The organism is Erythrobacter sp. SN021 (genome assembly GCF_021864455.1).
This window is the reverse complement of sequence record NZ_JAKKUW010000006.1, coordinates 167,242-189,167: the sequence shown is the minus strand read 5'-3', so window position 1 is coordinate 189,167 and position 21,926 is coordinate 167,242. Positions and strand designations below refer to the sequence as shown.

The following is a 21,926-nucleotide window of genomic DNA, read 5'->3' as shown; positions in this document are numbered from 1 at the left end:
CCGCAAGTCCAGTCTCCGGTACCCGCACCCAATTCGGCCGCCGACACCCGGCCGCGCCGCCGCCCCGATCCCCCGCGCACGCAAAGCCAGCCGCAGAGCAGCCAGCGCAGCGGCGGCTCGCGCCTCGGCGACAATTTTCTCGAAGGGTCGGGCGACAGCACCCGTACCAACGAGACGCGTATTCCGGCCTCGCGGATCGGTAACAGCGCCAAGGCGTCGCTCTTCCAGGCAGTCGCTCGGCAATTGCGCCCGCACTGGCAGCCGCCGAGCGGCCCCGAGGTCGAGAAGATCGTTACCAAAGTCCGCTTCCGCCTCAATCCCGACGGCACGCTCGCGGGCGCGCCAAGCGTTGCTGGGCAGCGCGGCGTGAACGCCACCAACCGCGCGCAAGCCGGACGCCATGGCGAACAGGCTATCCGTGCGGTACAACTGGCCGCCCCCTTCGACCTGCCCGACGAATATTACGAGGCATGGAAACTCATCACCGTGGATTTCGACTGGAGATTGGCCCAGTGAAGTATGTTCTGATTGCCGCCGCGGCCTTCGTCGCTGCCCCCCTTGCCGCCCAGAACCAGGATCTCGGCCAGCCCATCCCGGAGGGTGGAGAAGTCGAGACGATCGAAGAGAGCGAGGGTCTGTCGGGCTCGGTCAGTTTCGAAGGCAATCTCGACGATCTCGGGATCGCCATTCCGGGCTTCGCGACCGATCGCGATGTGGCGACGCCCGCGAGTTCATCGGGCACTGCGGCGCTGGGCAAGGAACTGGCGCGGGTCATCACGGCCGATTTACGCAATAACGGCCTGTTCAAGCCGACCGGCCCCGATGCGCTGCCGCAGCCCTCCTTCGGCGAAATTACGTCACCCAACTGGCCAACCTGGTCCAACCGCGGCGCGGAAATGCTGGTCCATGGCTATGTTCGTGGCCGCGGCGACGACCGCCTGACTGTGGGCTGCTATCTCTACGACATGGCCTTGCAGCAAGAATTGGTGCGCGAGGGCTGGGTTGTGCCGCCTGCCGACTGGCGGCGGGCCGCGCATAAATGCGCCGACCTTATCTATTCGCGCCTGACCGGCGAGAGCCCGTTCTTCGACAGCCGTATCGCCTATATCGCCGAGACGGGTCCTAAGGATAACCGGTCCAAGCGTCTTGCGATCATGGACAGCGATGGGGCCAATCACCGCTTCATCACCACGGGCCGTTCGACTGCGCTGACCCCGCGCTATTCGCCCGATTACAAGAAGCTGTCCTATTTGAGCTATGTCGACGGCAATCCGCGTATCTATGTCTATGACATCGGTACGGGGCGTCAGACGCTGGTGACGCAAAGCGCCAATCCGACCTTCGCGCCGCGCTGGAGCCCGGATGGGCGCTGGCTGCTCTATTCGATGGCGGTCAACGGCAATACCGACATCTACCGCGTCTCTTCCAGCGGGGGAGAGCCGGTTCGGCTGACCAATACACCAGGGATCGACATCGGCGGGTCCTACTCGCCTGACGGTGGCCGCATTGTCTTTGAAAGCGATCGCTCCGGCGCCCAGCAATGTTATGTGATGAATGCCGATGGTTCGAACCAACGCCGCATAAGCTTTTCAGGCGGGCGCTGCGCCACACCCGAATGGAGCCCGCGCGGCGACCAGATTGCCTTCACCAACGCCAGTTCCTTCAACATTTCGGTGATGACGCCCTCGGGTGGCAGCGTACGGACGCTGACCAGTGGCTGGCAGGACGAAGCGCCGACCTGGGCGCCCAATGGCCGGATCATCCAGTTCTTCCGGACCGAGCGCAACAGTGGCAAGACCTCGCTTTGGCAAGTCGATCTCACGGGCGACAATCTGCGCCGTCTGCCGACGCCGGTCGATGCGTCCGACCCCGCCTGGGGACCGATTTTGCCGTAACTGCATTGCATTGAACAGGGGACGAATTCGGGGGGCAAACCGATCATCCAAGCTGTTTAAAAGGGGACAGCCTATGAATACTCGTGCTGCTACCGGCCTGATGCTTGCATCGACCATCGCTCTTGCCGCCTGCCAGAAAAAGGCACCCGAGGAGCTACCGCCTCCGCCGGTCGAAACGGCAACGCCGACTCCCACCGCGCCCACTGGCCCGTCAGTCGGTTCTCAGGCGCATTTCGTCGATGCCGTGGGCCAGGCGAATACGGTGGTTTACTTCGATACCGACCGCTTCAACATCGATACCGAAGACCAGACGAAGCTGCAGCGTCAGGCGCAGTATTTCAGTCAGTATCCGCAGGTCAGCTTCACCATCGAAGGCCATGCCGACGAGCGCGGCACGCGCGATTACAATCTGGCCCTGGGCGAGCGACGTGCCAATGCGGCGAAAAACTATCTCGTGTCGATCGGCATTCCCGCCAATCGCATCCGCACGGTAAGCTACGGAAAGGAACGTCCGGTTGCGCTGGGCTCGAACGAGGCCGCCTGGGCGCAGAACCGCCGCGCGGCTACCGTCACCATCAACTGATGGAGCGGAAAGGGCTCTCCCGAGAAACGGGGAGCCCTTTCTGGCTGCTGCTCAAACCGGCCCGGCCTATGGGATCGCAGCGAAGGCCGCGACGGGAGAGGCACCCGCCAGCCGATCGGTGGACGCCGGCGAGAAATGGCCGAACCCGCTGGCCATGGCAAAAGCGGCCATCGTGAAGATCGCGGCGGTGGCGGATAAGGCTAGCTGTCTGCTCACGGGTTTTCTCTCATATAGGATCGCTACGGCCCACATATGAAGAATTCGCTGCATTACAACATTTCAGATTGCAACTTATTTCCGCGTGCTTGCACCTTTCGTCAGGCCGCCTAGATTGACGCGCATGTTTCCCGGCCTCATAAAGTCTCGCTCGCATGTCTAAGGCGCGCCGCTCGAACGATTGGGGCTTTCCCCGCTGGCGCGGTTACGGATCGTCGCGCGAAACTACGACCGTGCGACTATGCGACCGGCACGGCTGCGAGGAACCGGGCGATTGCCCGGCACCCAAGGCGCCGAACAGTCCCGAACGCTGGATGTTCTGCCAGACGCATGCCGCCGAGTACAATCGCAAGTGGGACTATTTCGAAGGGCTCGACAAGGCCGAGAAGGAAGCCCGGACCAAGACCGAGCAAAGCCAGAATGCGGGCTATGCCGAAGCGCAGCACTATGGCTGGAGCGGTAGTGGCGACGGTTCGCGCAGCGCCGATGAAATGCGCGCGCTCGAAATACTCGAACTGGAGGCCGACGTCGAATTCATCGCGATCAAGAAGGCTTGGCGCGATAAGGCCAAGACCGTCCATCCCGATGTGAAACCCGGCGACAAGGAAGCCGCCGCCGAGTTCCAGAAACTCCAGCTCGCCTACGAAGTGCTCAAGGCTGCCGAAGAGCGGCGCGAGTGGAAGGGCTAGGGGCAGCAGCCACCGCGCGGTCTGCAAGGCGCGCTGCGATGGCTTGCGCCAGACGCTGCCCCAAACCCGGCCCCTGCTGGGGATAGAGGTACGGCTCGATCGCCTCGGCTTCCATCACTGCCAGGTCTCCCGACGGGAGCCGCGCCATGTCGATCCGGCAGTATAGCAAGTCGGCGAAGGGCAGTGCCGCCACGACCGCTTCGGCCCTGGCCAGATCCTGCGGGTCGGGCGCATAGTCGCATTCATAGCCGCCATAGAGCGACTGAATACGGTATTCGCCTTCGCCAGCACGCTTGAGAACTCCGTGGCTGAAAGCGCCGTCGACGAAAACGAAGGTATATTCGCCTTCTTCGACGATGCTCGGCAGGAAGGGCTGGACCATGCAGGCGCGCCCCATCGACCAGCCTTCTTCCGGCAGGTTATCGCGCGAGAAGCTGTACTGACCCAGCCCGCCGGCACCGACCTGGCGCTTCACCACGACGCGGTCGGTATCGAAGTGTTCCATCGCTGCCTCGATACCGGCCCGGTCGATATCGGTGCGCCAGAGTGTCGGAACGCTTGTTGTGCCGCGCGTTGCCAGTTGCTCGAGATAACGCTTGTCGACATTCCAGCGCACTACCTCGGGCGGATTGCAAACCTGAATGCCGCGCGCCGCTAGGGCTTCGAGCTTGGCGAGAAACGCATCGGGATGATCCTGGTAGTCCCACGCCGTGCCGAGCAGGATCAGCGCGATTCCATCGAAATCCTCCAGCGGCGCGCGCCAGTCGATTTCATGCAGCTCCAGTCCCGCGTTTTCGAAAGCCGGGCGCAGCGCCGCGACCTCCAGATCGTGCTCGAAGGCATCTCCCCGGCGCGGTCCATCGCCGGGGAGCGTATCGGCACAGGCGAGGAAGCCGATCCGGATCATACCGCCTCCAATGCCTGTTCGAAGTCGGCAATGAGATCGTCCGGGTCTTCGATTCCGATGCTGATCCGCACCAAATTGTCCGAAATGCCGAGTTCCGCGCGGCGTCCTTCGGGCACCGACAGATGGGTCATCGATGCGGGGTGGCTGGCGAGCGTTTCGGTCCCGCCGAGACTGACCGCCAGTTTGGCGATCTTGAGGCTGTCGAGGAACCGGAAGCACTCCGCCTCACCGCCCTTCAAGAGCAGCGAGAAGGTGCTGCCCGCTCCCTTGCAATGGCGGTCGTAGATGTCCTGCTGCCGCGCGTCCTTTATCATGCCGAGATAGCCCAGCCCCTCGACCTTCGGATGTTGCGCCAGGAATTGGCAGACTTTGGCCGCGTTCTCGCCCGCGCGGTTCATGCGCAGTTCCACCGTCTCGAGGCTGCGCAGGAGCATCCAGGCGGTGTTCGGATCGCAGATGCCGCCCATCGTGTTGCGCAGCATGCGCACGGGGTCCATCCACTTCTTGGCTCCCGCGATGCTGCCGGCAACGAGATCCGAATGGCCGCCGACATATTTGGTCAGCGAATAGCATACGATATCGGCACCCTGGTCGAGCGGGCGCTGCCAGAGGGGGCCGAGAAAGGTGTTGTCGATGGCGATCGGGCAATCCCAGTCCAGCGCTTCGTCGCGCGCGGCCTTGACCGCTTCGACATCGACCAGCGCATTGGTTGGATTGCCCGGGCTTTCCAGGTAGATCATGCAGACCTTGCCACCGTTCTGGCTGGCCAGATCCTTGGCCCTGGCGAGAACGGCGTCGATTTCCTCGCGCGTGGCACCGGCGGGAAAGTCGACATACTCGACGCCCCAGCGCGACATCCACTTGGCGACGAACCCTTCGCTCGCGGCGTAAAGCGGGCCAGAATGTACGATGACATCGCCCTTCGACGCATAGGCCAGCATCAGCACGCAGATCGCGGTCATGCCGCTGGAGAAGCTCAGCGCATCCTCGGCGCCATCCCACACCGCCAGCCGATCTTCGAGGATTTCTTGGTTCGGCGCATTGAAGCGCGAGTAAACGAGGCCGTCGGCGCCGCCCGGCCGCTTGCCGGTAATGCCTTCGAAATGACGCTTGCCATCGGCAGCACTGGGAAAGGCGAAGGTGGAGGTGAGGAAGATCGGCGGCTTGAGACTGCCTTCGGACAGAACCGGGTCGTACCCATAACCCATCATCAGTGTGCTGGGTTTCAGTTCGCGCCCGTCGATCTTGGTCACCTCGGGCTTGGGGGCCATGCGCGGCGAGGTCGGGTCGATATCGTGGTCGCTCATCGGGCGAGCATCCTTCCTGAATCACGCCCCCAGGAAGGCGGGAGCCGGTTGGGCTGGTCGGGGCACCCGTTCCTAACCTCCGCAGGAACGCCTCTCCACCGACAGCGCTTTCGGCTGCGGTCCATATGTCGGAGCGAGGTTGGTTTCAACTGCGACGAAGCCGGAGGCATGGACCACAGTTAAGGACCAGGATGCGTGGGCCGAAACAAGCCGCGGTATCGCGTCGATCCGACACGCGCCGGGCGGGGAGCAAAAGCCCCCCCTGTCAGACCAGCGCGTTCATCCCCCACACCACGCCCACGATCATGAGGATCCCGACAAGGTCCAGCAACAAACCGGCCTTCACCATTCGTCCGATCCGGATGTGCCCTGTCGACCAGGCGATGGCGTTAGGCCCGGTCCCGGCGGGCAACATGAAGCCCCAACTGGCGGCAAGCGCGGCGGGCATGGCAAGCAAGATCGGATCGACACCCAAGGCCACCACCAAAGCAGCCACGACCGGGATAATTCCGCTGGCGGTCGCCACATTGCTGGCGAACTCGGTAATCAGCACGACCATCGCCACGACCGCAATGGCGACCAGCACCAGCGGCCACGCCTCGAGCGGCAGCAGCGCATTACCCAGCCATTCGGCCAGCCCGCTCGCACTCATGCCTGCCGCCAGGGCGAGCCCGCCGCCGAACATCATAATGACGCCCCAGGGTGCGCGGTCGGCCTCGTCCCAGATCAGCAGGGGCCGTCCGGTCCCGTCGGGCAACAGGAAGAGCGCAAGGCTGGCGATGATGGCAATGGTGCCGTCGGTCCACGAGCCTTCGGGCAGATAGGGCGCGACGATCAGCCGCGTCATCCAGGCTAGGAAGGTCAGGCCGACTATCACCATCAGGCGGCGTTCCGCCGACCCCATCGGTGCCTCGTTCACCACTGCCGCGCGCGCGGCCGCGACATCGAAGGGATGGTCGGCAACACGCTGCACGCGCGCTACCAGAAAGGCGGCCAGCGGCACGCCAAGCACCACGATGGGGAGGCCGTAAAGCGTCCATTCGGCAAAGCTGATCTGCGTGCCGATCAGCGTGTCGAGCAGCCCCACGGCAATCGCGTTGGTGGGAGAACCGACCAGCGTGCCGAGCCCGCCCACGCTTGCGGCAAAGGCGATGCCCATCGGCAGCGCGCCGGCAAGGCCTTCGCGCTCGTCCGCGGCGACCCCGCCCCCTGCCAGCACGGCAAGCGCCATGGGCATCATGATCAGCGCGGTGGACGTGTTCGAAATCAGCATGGAAAGGATCGCAGCGGCGATCATGAAGGCCAGCAGCAATCCGGCCTGTCCGCCACGCCCGCCGATCGCATTGAGGATGGCCAGGGCAAGCCGTCGGTGCAGCCCGGTGCGTTCGATGGCCAGAGCGATGAAGGCGCCGCCCAACAGCAGGAACAGGATGGGCGAGTAATAGGCGCTGGCCGTATCGCGTGCGTTCATCACCCCGGCAAACGGCAGAACGACGAAAGGCATCAGAGCTGTCGCGGTCAGCGGCAGGGCCTCGGTCATCCACCAGGCCGCCATCAGAACCACCAGGCCGGCGACGATGAACGCTTCACGGTTCATTCCGGCAGGAGCTGGCAGGAAAATGCTTGCCAGCAGCGCAAACGCACCCACCAGAAATCCAATGCGTTTGGCTGTCACGTCGCTGCGATCCCCCTCATACCTGGTGCTAACAGTCTCCGTTCACAAGGACAATCTTGGCGCTTGTCGGAATTCTGAACCCCGCTAAGGTAGGTGTATTGCTTGAGTCATACAGGAGAGGAAGCTGTGATCCGATCGTTTTCCATGCTCGCGGCCGTCTCGCTCGCCGCGCTGACCGCACCCGCCATCGCCCAGGCGCGCGAAGGCCACACCATGTCCGAAGAGGCACAGATCGAGACCTACACCGCGCAGCAGTTCTTCGAATCGACCAGCTACGGCGTCGGTTCGCCCAGCGGGTTCAACTTCTCGCCCGACGGGAAATATGTGCTGGTAAATTCCGATGCGACCGGTGTCTTCAACGCCTACAGGATCTCGGTGGCGGGCGGCGAGCCTGTTCCGCTGACGACATCGAGCACCAATGCGACCTTCGGTGCAAGCTTCTTCCCCGATGATTCGCGGGTGCTTTTCACCGCCGACGAAGGTGGGGACGAGCTCAACCACCTTTTCGTCATGCACAAGGACGGCACGATTACCGATCTGACGCCGGGCGAGAAGGTGAAGGCAGGTTTTGCTGGATGGCACGCCGACGGCAAGACCTTCTACGTAACCACCAACGAGCGCGATTCTGCCGCCTTCGACCTCTATGCTTATGATGCCGCAACCTATGAGCGGAGCCGTGTCTTCACAAATGAAGGTGGTTTCTCGATTAGCGATGTTTCGCCGGATGGACGCTGGGTCGCCCTGTCGAAAGCGCTATCGAGTGCGAACAGCGATCTCTATGTCGCCGACCTTTCGGCGGCCGGGGGCGAGCCGAAGCTGATGACTCCGCACGAAGGCAATGTGAGCTACGGCGCCTATACCTTCACCCGGGACAGCGCGGCGCTAATCTACGCGACCAACGAACATGGCGAATTCAGCCAAGCCTGGCGTTATGACCTGGCGAGCGGAGAAAAATCGTCAGTGGTCGAGGCGGATTGGGATGTCGCCTTCCTGCAATATTCACCCACCGGTCGCTATCGCGTCAGCGCGATCAACGAAGACGCGCTGACGGCCGTTACCATCCTCGACCAGACAAGCGGAGAAACGGTCACACTCGATGGCTTGCCCGAGGGCAGCCTTGGTTCGATCCGCTTCGACCCGGCCGAAACGCGGATCGCCTTCACGCTGACGTCGGATACGTCCCCGACGGACATCTATGTCGCCGACCTGGCGAGCGGCGCGGCGACACGGCTGACAAAGGCGCTCAACCCCGCGATCGACGAAGATGACCTCGTCACTGCCACCGTGGCCCGTTTCCCAAGTTACGACGGGCTGGAAATCCCCGGCATACTTTACCGGCCCAGAGGCGCTAGTGCGGCCAGTCCGGCCCCGGCCGTTGTTCTGGTCCATGGCGGCCCGGGCGGCCAGAGCACGCGCGGCTACAGCGCGATGATCCAGCATCTGGTGAACAATGGCTATGCTGTCTACGCAATCAACAACCGTGGCTCTTCGGGCTACGGCAAGACCTTCTTCCATATGGACGACAAGAGGCACGGCGATGTCGATCTAAAGGACGTGATAGCCTCCAAGGGCTTCCTACAGGGGCTCGACTGGGTCGCGGACGATCGCATTGCGGTCATGGGCGGCAGCTACGGCGGCTATATGACGGCTGCTGCGCTCGCCTTCCATCCGGAGGTGTTCGATGCGGGCATCAACATCTTTGGCGTTACCAACTGGGTGCGAACGCTGAAATCTATACCGCCGTGGTGGGGTAGCTTCCGCGATGCGCTCTATGACGAGATGGGCGATCCGGCGAATGACGAGGAACGGCACCGTGCGATCTCGCCGCTGTTCCACGCGGACAAAATCACCAAACCAATGCTGGTGGTCCAGGGGGCCAACGATCCACGCGTGCTACAGGTCGAAAGCGACGAACTGGTCGCGGCGGTCAGGGCCAGCGGCGTGCCGGTCGAATATGTGTTGTTTCCCGACGAAGGCCACGGTTTCCGCCGCCGCGAGAACCGCATTACCGCCTCGGAGGCCTATCTGAAGTTTCTCGACGAACACATCGGGCGCTGATCGCAGCAGCACAAAACGAAAAGGGCGGGCCATACGGACCCGCCCTTTTCGTAGTCTCCAAACGGCTGTTCCCTACTTGGGCGCCAGCACCATGATCATCTGGCGGCCTTCGAGACGTGGGAAGGCCTCGACCTTGGCGATTTCCTCCACGTCGTCGCGGACGCGGTTGAGCAGGTCCATGCCAAGCTGCTGGTGGGCCATTTCACGGCCACGGAAGCGCAGCGTGCACTTCACCTTGTCGCCATTCTCGATGAACTTCACGACATTGCGCATCTTCACGTCGTAGTCGTGCGTGTCGATGTTCGGGCGCATCTTGACCTCTTTGATTTCCTGGGTCTTCTGCGTCTTGCGCGCGAGGTTCGCCTTCTTCTGCGCCTCGTAGCGATATTTGCCGACATCGAGGAACTTGCACACCGGCGGGTCCGCATTGGGGGACACTTCGACCAGGTTGAGGCCAAGCTCGTTGGCCTGCTCGGTCGCTTCGCGGGTGAACATAACGCCGAGGTTCTCGCCTTCGTGATCGATCACGCGGACCTTCGGCACATTGATCATGTTATCGTAGCGCGGGCCGCTTTTGACGGGCATCTGCATGCTACGGCGGGGTGGACGGGCTATGGGGTAATCTCCTTGATTCTGCCTGTTTCGAGGGGGGTATGTAGGGAGAAACGCCGGAATTCGGAAGGGGGAAGGGGAGGTTTTTGTCTCATGCATCCATCTCCTTGGGTCCGATCACCGCACTTCGTCCGCAAGGGGCGCAGTCTAGGCTGGCGTAGACCCGAGGAGAAACCGATGCAGGCCGGTTCGAAAAAGCTACGCTGCTTGCCACAAATTGAACCGGGCCAGCTTACCCTTTGCAGGAACCACCGCGTCGATTCGGTCTGCCGGTTGGAGGGCTTTCAGGATTGCTGGATCGGCTGCGTTCATCCCGCCCGTGTAAGCGCCGAAGGCGGGTAGGATCATCCGGCCAGTGGGCTTGCCGTCCGGCCCGTCATTGGCGCTCACCACCGCGCAGGGGCGGCGGATCATACGCTGGCGAACCTTCAGTTGCAGGCGCGGATGGTAGTGGCCGGAAAGTTCGGGCCGGGTTTCGCCCTTCTGCGCGCGGTGCCGCAGGATGGTGCCGCCGATCTCGAGTTCCTCGGCCAGCGTGCCGCCGTAGCGTGCTTCCATTTCCGGATCGTGATTGCCGGTGATCCATACCCAGTCGACCGCTTTGGTGAGCGCATCGAGCATGCCCGAGGCATGCGGTTCCAGACGGGTCGAACCGTCCGAATCGTGGAAATTGTCGCCCAGCGTGATGACGCGGCGCGCGCCGGTTTCACGGATGGCCAGTGCCACACGCTCCAGCGTTTCCCGGCTGTCATAGGGCGGAATCATCTGACCATGACGGGCGAAGAAGCTGCCCTTCTCCAGATGCAGGTCCGCCACCAGCAGCGTGCGCTCGCGCGGCCAGTAAAGCGCGCGGCCCTCGGTCAGGAGCCATTCCTCGCCTGCGAACGAAAGGGGAACCATGCGTGGCTATTGCCGCCTGCGCGCCGCAATGGCAAGGGCTTCGACATGACCGACTGGACCCAGCAGACCGACACCGCCCGATCCTGGTTCGAAACCCTGCGCGATCGTATCTGCGCGGAATTCGAGAGCATCGAGCGCGAGGCAGGATCGGATGCGCGTTTTCAGTACGATAGCTGGAACCGGCAAGAGGAAGGCAATTCCGATCCCGGTGGTGGAACACGGGGTCTCATGAAGGGTCAGGTGTTCGAAAAGGTCGGCGTCAACGTTTCCACCGTGCGCGGCAATTTCGCGCCTGAGTTCGCCGCAACCATCAACGGTGCGAGCGCGGAAAACCCGGGTTTCACCGCGACCGGTATCAGTCTGGTGGCGCATATGGCCAATCCGCATGTGCCCGCCGTACACATGAACACGCGTTTCCTGACGACGGGCAAGGCCTGGTTCGGGGGCGGGGCGGATCTCAACCCGCCGATCCCCTATGCCGAGGATACAGAGGATTTCCACGCCCGCTTCCGCGCCGCCTGCGCCGCGCATAATCCGACCTATTACGAGCGTTTCAAGAAGTGGGCGGACGATTACTTCTACATCCCCCATCGGGGCGTCCATCGCGGCGTGGGCGGGATATTCTACGACCATCTCGAATGCGAGGCCCCTTCTGCTGATGGTGGGGCCGCCTTCGAACGCAATCTTGCCTTTACCAAGGATGTTGGCGAGGCGTTTCTCGATATCTTCCCGAAGCTGGTCCGCCGCAGGATGGAGAGCGCGTTCACGAGCGAAGACAAGCAGACCCAGCTCGAATGGCGCGGGCGCTATGCGGAATTCAATCTCGTCCACGATCGCGGCACGCTGTTCGGCCTCAAGACCGGCGGCAATATCGACGCTATTCTGATGAGCCTGCCGCCAGAGGCGGTATGGAACTGACGGCCCGGGCGCAGTGGAACTGAACCGCAGGATCCCGGTATAGTCTCGGATGACTGCGCTGCGCGATCCGATCCGGCTGATTCCGGCCCTGTTCCTGACAGCGATAGCGCTTGGCACGCTGCTGCTCTGGCTGCCCATTTCCACGGCCGACGGTACGCAAACCGCTTTTCTGACTGCGCTGTTCACGTCGACCTCGGCCGTAGCGGTGACGGGGTTGATCGTCGTCGATACGGCAGCGTACTGGTCACCGTTCGGCCAAGGCGTCATCCTGGTTCTTTTCCAGATCGGCGGTTTCGGGATCATGACGGCGGCGAGCCTGTTCGGGCTCATGGCCGGGCGGGGTTTCGGTCTGCGCGACCGCATCGCAACCCAGGTGGAGCGCAGCCGCCTCGAAGTCGGCGATGCGCGCTCGGTGCTCAAGCTCGTACTGGCGATCACCCTTATCGTGGAAGCGGCCCTCGCGGCGATTCTGACCGGGCGCTTCATGCTGTCTTACAATTTCCCGTTCGGCGAGGCCCTGTGGCACGGCACGTTCCATGCAATCAGCGCATTCAACAATGCAGGCTTTTCAAGCTTCTCCGACAGTGTGATGGGTTTCCAGTCGGATGCGGTGATCCTCCTGCCGATAATGCTGGCGGTCGTGCTGACCGCGCTCGGTTTTCCCGTGATGCAGGACTTGCGCCATCACGGGGTTAGCTGGCGGCGCTGGACCCTGCACACCAAGATCACCGTGAGCGGCACGGCCGGTTTGTTGCTGGGCGGCTTTCTTGCCATTCTGGCGATGGAATGGGCCAATCCCGATACGCTGGGCTCGATGAGCGTAGGTGCGAAAATCCTCAATGCGGCTTTCCATTCCGTGATGCCGCGCACGGCTGGCTTCAACAGTCTCGATGTTGGCGCTTTCCATGACGAGACGTTGATGGCGAACTACTTCCTGATGTTTATCGGGGGAGGGAGTGCCGGGACGGCCGGCGGTATCAAGATTACGACTTTCGCCGTCCTCCTGGCGGTCGTCCTGTCGGAAGTTCTGCGTCGCAAGGACGCGGACGTGTTCGGCCGCCGGTTCGGCCATGCGGTGGAACGTCAGGCCCTGACGGTGGTCGTGCTGGCCGGATCGTTGATATTCGGCGCGACGACTTATCTGGCCATGATCACCCCGCTGGCCTTCGAGGATCTCCTGTTCGAAAGCATCTCGGCCTTCTCGACCGTTGGGCTCTCGACCGGTGTGACCGCAGAGCTGCCGCCTGCCGGTCAGATCGTCATCATCGCGCTCATGTTCATCGGACGCGTGGGGACGATAACCGTCGCTACCGCGCTCGCGCTGGGCGGCGAGCCGCGCCCGTTCCGTTATCCGGAGGAGAATCCCATTGTCGGCTGATACACGCAACCCCGTCCTTGTCGTCGGTCTTGGCCGTTTCGGCGGGTCCGTCGCCCGCACTCTGGAGCGGATGGGGCACGAAGTGCTCGGCGCGGATACCGACCCGGCCAGAGTGCAGGAATATGCGGGCGACTTGACACAGGTGGTCGAGGCCGACTGCACGGATGTCAAATGCCTGGACAAGCTCGGGGCGAGGAGTTTCACCTCGGCGGTTGTCGGAATAGGAAGCGATATCGAGGCGAGCGTGCTGACGGTGCTGGCGCTATCCGATCTCGGTGTCGCCAACATCTGGGCCAAGGCAATCAACGAAAAGCATGGCCGCATTCTGGAGCGGACGGGAGCGCATCATGTCGTGTTTCCCGAGGAAAAGATGGGCGAGCGCGTAGCACGCCTTCTCAACGAGCGCTTGCTGGACTTCATCAGTTTCGGCGACGAATTTGCCATTGCGAAGCTTGCCGCACCCACAGCCATTGTCGGCCTGCCGCTGATTACGAGCGAGTGCCGCAAGAAATTCGACGTGACCGTCATCGGGGTGAAGCGCGACGGCGAGGACTTCATTCACGCGGTTCCCGACACGTTGATCATGCCCAAGGATATTCTGGTCGTATCCGGCAGAGTGGAAAAGATCGAAGCTTTCGCAGCGCAGCACGGGCATTGATCTCCACCGCCCCCTTGGGCGCGGAAATGCGCGCAGGCTAGTATCCAGGCCCGGCCTGTGTTTTCGTGCGCGGGGCTGGCGCGCGGCCACTGGATCGGCAATAGCGCCCCGGCGTAGACAGAACATCAGGCCGGGTCGCGAATCCGGCACCATGCAACGGAGACATACCCATGCGCCGCCTTGCCGCCCCGCTCGCCCTGCTGCTTGCCAGCACCGCCTGCACTACGATGGAGGCCGCTCCGCCGACGGCTTCCGCCCCGCAGCCGGAGCGCATGATCTCGCCGATTCTGACTTCGCCCGAAGCAGTCGATGCTTCGACCTATGCCGAGCCGCAGGTTGCGCGGGTCACGCACGTTGCGCTCGATTTCGATCTGGATTTCGCCGCCCGGCGCGCCAGCGGTACGGCAACGCTCGACGTGCTTGCGGCATCCGGCGCGAACGAAATCGTGCTCGACAGCAACGGTCTTGAGATCGCGCGGATCACCGACAGCGCAGGCCGCGAACTCGCCTATGAGATCGGAAATATGGTCGAGGAAGGCGGGAAGGGCGCTCCGCTGACCATCCAGCTCGACGGCGCGACCACCCTGCGCATCGAATATCGCGCCCCTGCCGATGCCAGCGCGCTGCAATGGCTCAGCCCGGAACAGACCGCAGGCAAGGTCCACCCCTTCCTCTTCAGCCAGGGCCAGGCGATCCTCAACCGGACCTGGATTCCGACGCAGGACAGCCCCGGCATCCGCCAGACCTGGGAGGCCCGGATCACCGCGCCTAAACCGCTCGATGTCGTGATGAGCGGGGTGCGACAAGGCGAGCCCGAGGACCTCGGCAACGGACGCCGCGCCTTCACCTTCGTGATGGACAAGCCGGTGCCGCCCTATCTCATCGCGCTGGCAGCGGGCGACATCGATTTTCGGGCGATTGGTCCGCGCACCGGCGTATGGGCGGAGCCGTCGGTGATCGCTCGCGCGCATGCCGAGGTGGCCGATACCGAGGAGATGGTCGTCGCAGCCGAGAAGCTCTACGGCGAATATCGCTGGGGCCGCTACGACATGATCGTGCTGCCACCGGCCTTTCCATATGGTGGGATGGAAAACCCCGTGATGACCTTTCTCACTCCCACCTTCATCGCGGGCAACCGGTCGAACAACGGTCTCGTCGCGCATGAGCTGGCTCATAGCTGGTCGGGCAATCTGGTGACGAATGCCGTATGGGGCGACAGCTGGCTCAACGAAGGCGTGACCACTTACTTCGAGAACCGCATTGTCGAAGCGGTCTACGGCAAGAAGCGCGCCGAGCAGGAAGCTGCGCTGATGTATGCCAATATCCTCGATACACTGGCCGAAGTGGGCGGGGATGCGCCGGGCACGGCGCTCAGCACCGATGGCGGTTATGAACTGGGCAGCGCGATCGCCTATGATAAGGGCGCATTCTTCCTGCGCACGGTCGAACGTATCGTCGGGCGAACACGCTTCGACGCCTGGCTGCGCCAGTGGTTCGACAACCACGCCTTCCAGCCCGCCACCAGCGAGATGTTCCACAAGGATATGATGGTCAATCTCGTGCAGGGCGAGGCCGAAGCCGAGGCATTGATGCTGCGCGAATGGATCTTCGAGCCGGGTCTGCCGGCGAATGTGGCCAAGCCCGATCCGACGGCCTTCGCCGAGGTGGACCGCGCCGTCACAGCGTATACGTCTGCCGGAACCATCCCCGCCGCCTATTCCGGCTGGACCGCTGCCGAACAGATGCGCTTTCTCGACAACCTCCCGAAAGAGCTTACCGCGGACCAACTGGCAGCACTCGATGCAACGCTTGGCCTCTCGGGCACCGGCAATAACGAGATACGTTTCCTGTGGTTGGAGATGGCGCTGGAGAACCGCTACGATCCCGCCGTGCCGCAGGTCGATGCCTTTCTGTCCGAAGTGGGCCGCGCGAAATTCGTCCGCCCGCTGTTCCAGGTCCTGTGGAACGAAGGTGAGTGGGGGCGCCCGATTGCGACGCGCATCTACGCGAAAACCCGCGACAGCTATCACGCGGTGACGCGGGCCGGAGTGGACCGGGTGATGGATGGCGAATGATTGCAGGCAGCGCATGATTGCGTGCACTGGATGCGATTGAAACGAAGTCGGCTTGACGCTAGGGCTTGGGGCGACAGGGAGACTTGCCATGACATCTCGCCTCGCCGCCAGAACCGCGCCGATACTGCTGCTGCTAGCCCCGCTGCTGGCAATCCTGGTGGCCCGGCTGGCAACCCATAGCGACATCGCCGCCCGCCATCCGCGCACGGCTGCAATCCTGTTTCTCTGGATAGCCGCCGACGCGCTGGCACTGGCGCTGATCGCGAAAGCCCCACGCAAGAGGCCTGGCTTGCGGGCTTTGCTGGGTGCGATTGCGGCGGGGTGCATCGTCGCCACACTGGCTGCGGCGGCGCCGGTGCGGGCGGCCTTGCTGGACATGCAGGGTGTGGTCATCGCGATGGCGCTGACCGTTGCGGCCTATCTCGGCTGGAGCCTTACATTGGCCACGCGGGCATTTCTGGCCACCCGTTCGATCGAGGTTGCCGCCGGCGAAGTTTTGCCCGCAAAACTCGTCCAGTTCGCTGCGCATGAAAGCGCGATGATGCGGGTGGCGCTGTTCAGTTGGGGTGCAAGGCCGCATGTGCCCGATGGCGCGCGGGGCTTTGCCTATCACCGCGTGATTAATCCGATGATCGGCGTATTTCTCGTGCTCCAGGTCATCGAAATTGTGGTGGTCGATCTGCTGGTCAGCCACTGGAGCGAGCGGGCGGCGTGGGTGCTCCTGGCGCTGGGTATCTGGGGCTTCCTGTTCCTCGTCGCGCTGATGAAGGCTTTCCGGCTCTATCCGGTGCTGTTGCGGGAAGACGGCGTGCAGGTGCGTGCTGGAACGGTAATCGATCTTTTCGTCCCCTTCGATGCGATCGCGGAAATAGAGCCGACGATTTCCCACGCCGAAACGCAGCAGAAGGCCGTGTTGAACGCGGCCATCCTTTCCCATCCCAATGTCGTGCTGCGGTTGTCGCGCCCGCTCGAATACCGTCCCTTGTTTGGGAAATCGCGGCAGGTTCATCGGGTAGCCTTCCGCCTGGACGAGTCGGCGCCCTTTCTCGAAGCGCTATCGCAGCGGATTTGATCGCGCGGCTCAGCATTTTTCGTTGCATTGCAGCAGGGTTTGCCCACATCGTGAGCACAGGATGCTGCGCCAGTACGAACTCGTAGAGCGGGTCAAGGAATACGACCCCGACGCCGACGAGGCGATGCTCAACCGCGCCTATGTCTATACCGTGCAGAAGCACGGCACGCAGACGCGGGCGAGCGGGGACCCCTATTTCTCGCATCCGGTCGAGGTCGCGGGCCTGATGACCGATCTGAAGCTCGACCAGGAAACCATCGCCACCGCGCTACTCCATGACACGGTCGAGGATACGCTGGCGACGATCGAGGACATCGAGGCCAATTTCGGCACCGACGTCGCACGGCTGGTCGACGGCGTTACCAAGCTTTCCAAGATCGAGCAGATGCCCGAGAACGAACGCGCGGCGGAAAACCTGCGCAAGTTCCTGCTCGCCATGAGCGAGGATATCCGTGTGCTGCTGGTCAAGCTGGGCGACCGGCTGCACAATATGCGCACTCTGCACTTCATCAAAAAGCCGGAGAAGCGCCAACGCATCGCACGCGAGACGATGGATATCTATGCCCCGCTGGCTGAGCGGATCGGCATGTACGAATATATGCGCGAAATGCAGATGCTCGCTTTCGAGCAAATAGAGCCCGAAGCGTTCAAGACCATCACCCAGCGGCTCGACCAGATCCGCAACGAGGATGGCGGGCAAGTCGATGCCATCGCGCTCGACATGAAGCATGCGCTCGCCGAAGCCGGGATTACCACCGAGGTTTCCGGCCGCGAGAAACATCCCTATTCGATCTGGCGCAAGATGGCCGAACGGCATGTCAGCTTCGAGCAGGTAACCGACATCATGGCCTTCCGCATCATTTGCGAGGACGTGTCCGATTGCTACCGGGCGTTGGGAGTGCTCCACACGACGTGGCAGTTCCTGCCCGGCAAGTTCAAGGACTACATCTCTACCCCGAAGAATAACGGCTATCGCTCGCTCCACACATCGCTGATCTACGGCAAGTCGATGCGGGTCGAGGTGCAGATCCGCACGCGCGAAATGCACCGGCTGAACGAGTTCGGGCTAGCTGCGCACTGGGCCTACAAACAGCACGACCGGCCCGACGGGGAGGTCGGCTGGCTGCGCGACCTGATCGAGATCGTCGATGCCAGCCACGATCCCGACGAGCTGCTCGAACACACGCGGATGGCGATCTACCAGGATCGCATCTTCGCCTTCACGCCCAAAGGCGCGCTGTTCCAGTTGCCCAAGGGCGCCACCCCGGTCGATTTCGCCTTTGCCGTCCATACCGATCTTGGCGCGCAGACCGTTGGCGCAAAAATCAACGGACGGCACATGCCGCTACGCACGCAGCTCAACAATGGCGATGTGGTGGAGATCATCAAAAGCGATCACGCCGATCCGCAGATGAGCTGGCTGGGCTTCGTCGTCACCGGCAAGGCGCGTGCCTCGATCCGCCGTGCGGTAAGGCTCAAGGAACGCGCGGAAATCGCCGAGATCGGCAAGAAACTGTTCGACGAAATCGCTCTGCGCGTGCCCGCCAAGATCGGCAAGAAAGCTCTGCGCGAGGCCCTCAAACGGCTCGAAATGGAAGAAGACGAAGACCTCTTCTACGCCATCGGTGCGGCCAAGATCGAAGACCGTACGGTTATGGAGGCGCTGGTTCCGGGCTGCACGGCGGAGCTCGAAAACGAACCGGACTGGGCGAAGAGCGGCAAGGCGTTGTCGATCCGGGGGTTGACGCCCGGCGTGGGCTTCCAGCTCGCCGAATGCTGCCACCCGGTTCCCGGCGATAGGATCGTGGGTTTGCGCAAGCCGGGCGAGGGAGTCGAGGTGCACACGATCGACTGTAGTCGCCTTGCCAGCGGGATCGACAGCGACTGGCTCGATCTCTCATGGGGCAAACGTTCGCGGGGGGCGGTCGGGCGGCTGCGCGTGACACTTTACGACCGGCCGGGGACGCTGGCCGAAATGGCGGGCATCTTCGCGCAGAACCACGTCAATGTGACGAGCCTGGAGCAAACCCAGCTCGATCATCCCTTTACCACTTACGAGATCGATCTCGAGGTGCAGGACGTGCCGCACCTAACACGTATCCTGAGCGCATTGCGGGCCAGCGATTCGGTGGCCCAGGCGGAGCGCGTATGAGCACAATCACGGGCATAGATCACGTCCAGCTCGCCATGCCGCATGGCGGCGAATCGCATGCCCGGCGCTTCTGGATCGATCTGATGGGGTTGGAAGAGGTGGCGAAGCCCGCGAATCTTGCGGTGAATGGCGGTTGCTGGTTCGAAGGTGGGGGTGTCGCGATCCATTGCGGTGTGGAAGAGGGCTTCCTGCCCGCCCGCCGGGCGCATCCCGCCCTGCTGGTCAGCGATCTCGCTGCTTTGGTGGAGCGGCTGGGCAAGGCGGGAATCCGGTTCAAGCCGGGCAAGGAGCTGGATGGCTATGTCCGAGGCGATATCGCCGATCCCTTCGGCAATCGTATCGAATTGATGCAAAGGGTCTAAAGCAGTTCGAGTGTCAGAGCGGCTTCGTCGCCCGCCACAAGATCTTCTGCCTTCAGCACTTTCTTGCCGACCAGAAGCCACCACTCGCCGGTTTTCGAGGGAAAGACCGAAGTCTTCCAGCGCGTTTCGCCGACCGTCGCCATGACCTTGACCGATCCGAAGTCGCGCCTGCCGCCCAGTTCCAACCGGCGGATGCGTTCGTGCATGGCGATCGCCTCGGCCGCCGCGCCATCGATCGTCAGCAGATGGTAGGTCGCCTTTTCGCCCTGCCAGCGGGTCACGGGTCCGCGAAAGGCGAGCGTCTCGTTCAATCGGCCACTCGCCGCACGGGCACCGGGATGTTGCAGATATCGGCACCGCCAGCCGGTACGTTGAAGAACGGATCGCGGCGATTGGCCCGCGCATCTGCATAGCGCGCGAAGGTCTCGCCCCCGGTGGAGAGGTATTCGAAGGCGGGCCGCTCGGCTTCGGGCAGGTCGCTGGCAACGCGCACCGAAAGGATTGGGACGCGCTTGCTCTCGTCTTCGTAAAAACCGAGCTGTCCCTTGCCGCGCGTCAGCGAAGAAAGGTGCTCCATCCCTTCCACGATGCGCCCGACCAGAGCGATATTGCGGTCGAGATGGCGCGGCGCATGGCCGATGACAGTATAGAGTTCCGCCCCCGTGCCTGCATCGGGCGCCAGGTTCCGGCCAACGCCGACCATGCCATAGCAGTGCACGGGCCAGGCGATGTCCCGGTGTTTGGGTTGGAATTCGGCTGCCATGCCGACCGGCCAACCCCCGATATAGGCGGTTTCGAGTGCGTAGCTGTCACCCTTCTGGCGTGACAACGCCTCCCGAATCTGCGCTTCGTCGGGGATGACTCCTTGTTCCACCAGCCGCTTGATCCAACTCGTCCGCAAGACTGCGCTGAGCGGGTAATAGGATGGATCCCCGCCCGGATCGCGCGGGTACTCGAAGACGTAATCTCTCTCATGCGTCTCCGCGAGCCCTTCCGGCAGCGGTTTCGCCGCCCCATCGGCTTCCGGATTGTCGTAATTCGGATCGCCCCACTGCACGACGTAATTGTCCTGAACGCGGTTGACGGTGATGCCGTCGTACCACTGCGCGCGTGCGAGCGTGCGAATGTTGTCGACCCAACTCTGGCTGAAGGGTTCTGGCATAAGCTGGATGACGACGGTGCGTCCCGACCCGTTTGCCGCGGGCGCCAATGTCATCACGAGGAGGTCTTGCGCCGGGATATCGAGCCACTCTTCCGCCGGAGCCTCGGCCACGATCTGGTTGGGCGAGGGCGCCGCGGGCGCATCCTGCGCCAGCGCGGGAGAAGTGAGCGCAAGCAGCGCGGCGAGCGAAATCAGCGGCTTCGTCATGGCGAAAGCGGTGCCACCAAGCGCGCCAAAACGAAAGCCCCCTCTCGCACATTGTAGGGGCGGGAGGGGACTTCGAGGTGGTGTTCGCAGGGTATGCCTGATCCGCGCAGCACCGCCACTAGGGACGGTTGTACACCGAATCCGCATTTTGAGAACCTCTGCGTTCCGCTTCGGCTTGCGAAACCCACCGGTCGCCGCTAGACGCGCGCGTTCTTGGTTGGCCTACCGCGTTGTGCGCTGCTCGAGGCCGGGCTCGCTGAAGCGGGTTCCGCGCTCGAGTAACGAAGTGGTAGCGCAACCGAGAATGCGGAGCAGTGGCCGAGTGGTCGAAGGCGCACGCCTGGAAAGTGTGTATACGGTAACCCCGTATCGAGGGTTCGAATCCCTCCTGCTCCGCCATTTCACCCTCAGCGCCGAAGACGGGAAGGCTGCGATCGGGTGCAAGTATCCCATATGGGATATTAGGTCTTCGCTTCCTGCCTGATAGCCATTCTCGCACAGGCAGCGCCAACGGGCGCTGGTCGGTTCGAGATGAATGGGAGGGCCGTATTGCCCCGTGACGTGTCATATGCGCCGCAGCGAAGCGCTGTGCCGGGATAAGGCGGGTTCACCCTTCATCGAGTTCTTCGAAGCGTCACCGGCGATCCGCAGCGCTTCGTCGCGCGGCGGCGGACCATCTCGCCCCTCCAGGTGCAGACCCGTCGCCGCTTCGGCATTCACCAAGCGAAAGGTTCGTTCACATGCGTATTCCAGTCATCGCCCTCTCGATCACGCTAGCAATCGGGACCATGCCTGCTTTCCTGGCGCCCCTCTCGGCTCAGCAATCCTCGACCGAGGTTGCCAAGGACGGTTCGTGCCCCACGGGTTTCAAAGCGAGCGGATCGTCCTGCAAGTCTTCGGGCAAGGTTGCGATCGTTCGGCTGGGGTCGTGCCCTACCGGCTTCAAGAGCTCGGGAAATTACTGCGTCGGTGATAAGGGCGATTATGCAGAGGTGCGCGATGGATCGTGCCCCTCCGGTCTCAAGTCCTCGGGCCGCTACTGCATCAAGTAACCGCAATCCGAAGAACGCGGCGGGCAGCATCGTGCAGACACGGTGCTG

20 protein-coding genes, 1 tRNA gene and 1 pseudogene are annotated in these 21,926 nt (G+C 62.8%); 14 read left to right on the top strand and 8 right to left on the bottom strand.

The window, feature by feature from the left end:
* The 3 genes and pseudogenes from L5849_RS13695 to pal form a co-directional block, all read left to right on the top strand.
* Window positions 1–516: pseudogene (locus L5849_RS13695) on the top strand (TonB C-terminal domain-containing protein); the annotation flags it as partial.
* Window positions 471–1,895 carry a Tol-Pal system beta propeller repeat protein TolB gene (tolB, locus tag L5849_RS13690; protein ID WP_370459231.1) on the top strand — a complete coding sequence of 475 codons (1,425 nt, stop codon included), beginning with the start codon at window positions 471–473 and terminating at the stop codon, window positions 1,893–1,895. The pseudogene L5849_RS13695 and the gene tolB, both read left to right, overlap by 46 nt.
* Window positions 1,896–1,968: 73 nt before the next feature.
* Complete coding sequence (gene pal, locus L5849_RS13685) at window positions 1,969–2,478, top strand: peptidoglycan-associated lipoprotein Pal (protein WP_236926029.1); 510 nt, start codon at window positions 1,969–1,971, stop codon at window positions 2,476–2,478.
* Between the two features lie 66 nt (window positions 2,479–2,544).
* Here the strand turns inward: pal and L5849_RS13680 are convergent, their stop codons facing one another.
* Entirely contained in the window at window positions 2,545–2,694 is a 150-nt protein-coding gene (locus tag L5849_RS13680; protein ID WP_236926028.1) for a hypothetical protein, read from the bottom strand.
* A gap of 155 nt (window positions 2,695–2,849) precedes the next feature.
* On the opposite strand from L5849_RS13680, the gene L5849_RS13675 reads away from it, so the two are divergent.
* Entirely contained in the window at window positions 2,850–3,383 is a 534-nt protein-coding gene (locus L5849_RS13675) for a J domain-containing protein (protein WP_236926027.1), read from the top strand.
* On the opposite strand, the gene L5849_RS13670 is transcribed toward L5849_RS13675, so the two are convergent.
* The 3 genes from L5849_RS13670 to L5849_RS13660 all read right to left on the bottom strand — a co-directional run bounded on the left by L5849_RS13670 (window position 3,346) and on the right by L5849_RS13660 (window position 7,272).
* Window positions 3,346–4,290 (bottom strand): RimK family alpha-L-glutamate ligase, encoded by a 945-nt coding sequence (locus tag L5849_RS13670; RefSeq protein WP_236926026.1) that lies wholly within the window; start codon window positions 4,288–4,290, stop codon window positions 3,346–3,348. The genes L5849_RS13675 and L5849_RS13670 overlap by 38 nt on opposite strands.
* Window positions 4,287–5,597, bottom strand: coding sequence for a cystathionine gamma-synthase family protein (locus L5849_RS13665; RefSeq protein ID WP_236926025.1), 1,311 nt, complete (start codon window positions 5,595–5,597; stop codon window positions 4,287–4,289). Before L5849_RS13665 ends, L5849_RS13670 begins: the two co-directional genes overlap by 4 nt.
* A 265-nt stretch (window positions 5,598–5,862) precedes the next feature.
* Window positions 5,863–7,272 (bottom strand): DASS family sodium-coupled anion symporter, encoded by a 1,410-nt coding sequence (locus tag L5849_RS13660; protein ID WP_236926024.1) that lies wholly within the window; start codon window positions 7,270–7,272, stop codon window positions 5,863–5,865.
* A 102-nt stretch (window positions 7,273–7,374) separates the two neighbouring features.
* Here L5849_RS13660 and L5849_RS13655 point away from each other — a divergent pair, with 102 nt between their 5' ends.
* The gene (locus L5849_RS13655; protein ID WP_236926023.1) at window positions 7,375–9,330 is read left to right on the top strand and encodes a S9 family peptidase; all 1,956 of its coding nucleotides are present in this window, start codon (window positions 7,375–7,377) and stop codon (window positions 9,328–9,330) included.
* A gap of 72 nt (window positions 9,331–9,402) precedes the next feature.
* Here L5849_RS13655 and infC read toward each other — a convergent pair whose 3' ends face one another.
* Both infC and pdeM read right to left on the bottom strand, forming a co-directional pair.
* The gene (gene infC / locus L5849_RS13650; RefSeq protein WP_115415886.1) at window positions 9,403–9,921 is read right to left on the bottom strand and encodes a translation initiation factor IF-3; all 519 of its coding nucleotides are present in this window, start codon (window positions 9,919–9,921) and stop codon (window positions 9,403–9,405) included.
* A 219-nt stretch (window positions 9,922–10,140) separates the two neighbouring features.
* The gene (gene pdeM, locus L5849_RS13645; RefSeq protein WP_236926022.1) at window positions 10,141–10,842 is read right to left on the bottom strand and encodes a ligase-associated DNA damage response endonuclease PdeM; all 702 of its coding nucleotides are present in this window, start codon (window positions 10,840–10,842) and stop codon (window positions 10,141–10,143) included.
* 45 nt (window positions 10,843–10,887) lie between these two features.
* Here pdeM and hemF point away from each other — a divergent pair, with 45 nt between their 5' ends.
* From hemF to L5849_RS13610, 7 genes are all read left to right on the top strand, one after another.
* The gene (hemF, locus tag L5849_RS13640; protein WP_236926021.1) at window positions 10,888–11,760 is read left to right on the top strand and encodes an oxygen-dependent coproporphyrinogen oxidase; all 873 of its coding nucleotides are present in this window, start codon (window positions 10,888–10,890) and stop codon (window positions 11,758–11,760) included.
* Window positions 11,761–11,809: 49 nt separating this feature from the next.
* The gene (locus tag L5849_RS13635) at window positions 11,810–13,138 is read left to right on the top strand and encodes a TrkH family potassium uptake protein (RefSeq protein WP_236926020.1); all 1,329 of its coding nucleotides are present in this window, start codon (window positions 11,810–11,812) and stop codon (window positions 13,136–13,138) included.
* A complete protein-coding gene (locus L5849_RS13630; RefSeq protein ID WP_236926019.1) occupies window positions 13,128–13,796 on the top strand; it encodes a TrkA family potassium uptake protein in 669 nt (222 codons plus the stop codon). The genes L5849_RS13635 and L5849_RS13630 overlap by 11 nt, the downstream gene beginning before the upstream one ends.
* Before the next feature lie 170 nt (window positions 13,797–13,966).
* Window positions 13,967–15,871, top strand: a complete 1,905-nt coding sequence (locus L5849_RS13625; protein ID WP_236926018.1) for a M1 family metallopeptidase — start codon at window positions 13,967–13,969, stop codon at window positions 15,869–15,871.
* Window positions 15,872–15,959: 88 nt separating this feature from the next.
* A complete protein-coding gene (locus L5849_RS13620; protein ID WP_236926017.1) occupies window positions 15,960–16,943 on the top strand; it encodes a hypothetical protein in 984 nt (327 codons plus the stop codon).
* Between the two features lie 61 nt (window positions 16,944–17,004).
* On the top strand, window positions 17,005–19,095 hold the full coding sequence (locus L5849_RS13615) for a bifunctional (p)ppGpp synthetase/guanosine-3',5'-bis(diphosphate) 3'-pyrophosphohydrolase (RefSeq protein ID WP_236926016.1): 2,091 nt from the start codon (window positions 17,005–17,007) through the stop codon (window positions 19,093–19,095).
* A complete protein-coding gene (locus tag L5849_RS13610) occupies window positions 19,092–19,457 on the top strand; it encodes a VOC family protein (protein ID WP_236926015.1) in 366 nt (121 codons plus the stop codon). Before L5849_RS13615 ends, L5849_RS13610 begins: the two co-directional genes overlap by 4 nt.
* Here L5849_RS13610 and L5849_RS13605 read toward each other — a convergent pair.
* Together L5849_RS13605 and L5849_RS13600 are read right to left on the bottom strand one after the other, a co-directional pair.
* The gene (locus tag L5849_RS13605) at window positions 19,454–19,768 is read right to left on the bottom strand and encodes a DUF1905 domain-containing protein (protein ID WP_236926014.1); all 315 of its coding nucleotides are present in this window, start codon (window positions 19,766–19,768) and stop codon (window positions 19,454–19,456) included. The genes L5849_RS13610 and L5849_RS13605 overlap by 4 nt on opposite strands.
* Window positions 19,765–20,826 (bottom strand): peptidylprolyl isomerase, encoded by a 1,062-nt coding sequence (locus tag L5849_RS13600; protein WP_236926013.1) that lies wholly within the window; start codon window positions 20,824–20,826, stop codon window positions 19,765–19,767. Before L5849_RS13600 ends, L5849_RS13605 begins: the two co-directional genes overlap by 4 nt.
* A gap of 308 nt (window positions 20,827–21,134) precedes the next feature.
* Here L5849_RS13600 and L5849_RS13595 point away from each other — a divergent pair.
* Both L5849_RS13595 and L5849_RS13590 read left to right on the top strand, forming a co-directional pair.
* A tRNA-Ser gene (locus L5849_RS13595) sits at window positions 21,135–21,225 on the top strand.
* Window positions 21,226–21,566: 341 nt separating this feature from the next.
* Window positions 21,567–21,878, top strand: coding sequence for a hypothetical protein (locus L5849_RS13590; RefSeq protein ID WP_236926012.1), 312 nt, complete (start codon window positions 21,567–21,569; stop codon window positions 21,876–21,878).
* The last annotated feature ends 48 nt before the right edge of the window (window positions 21,879–21,926 follow it).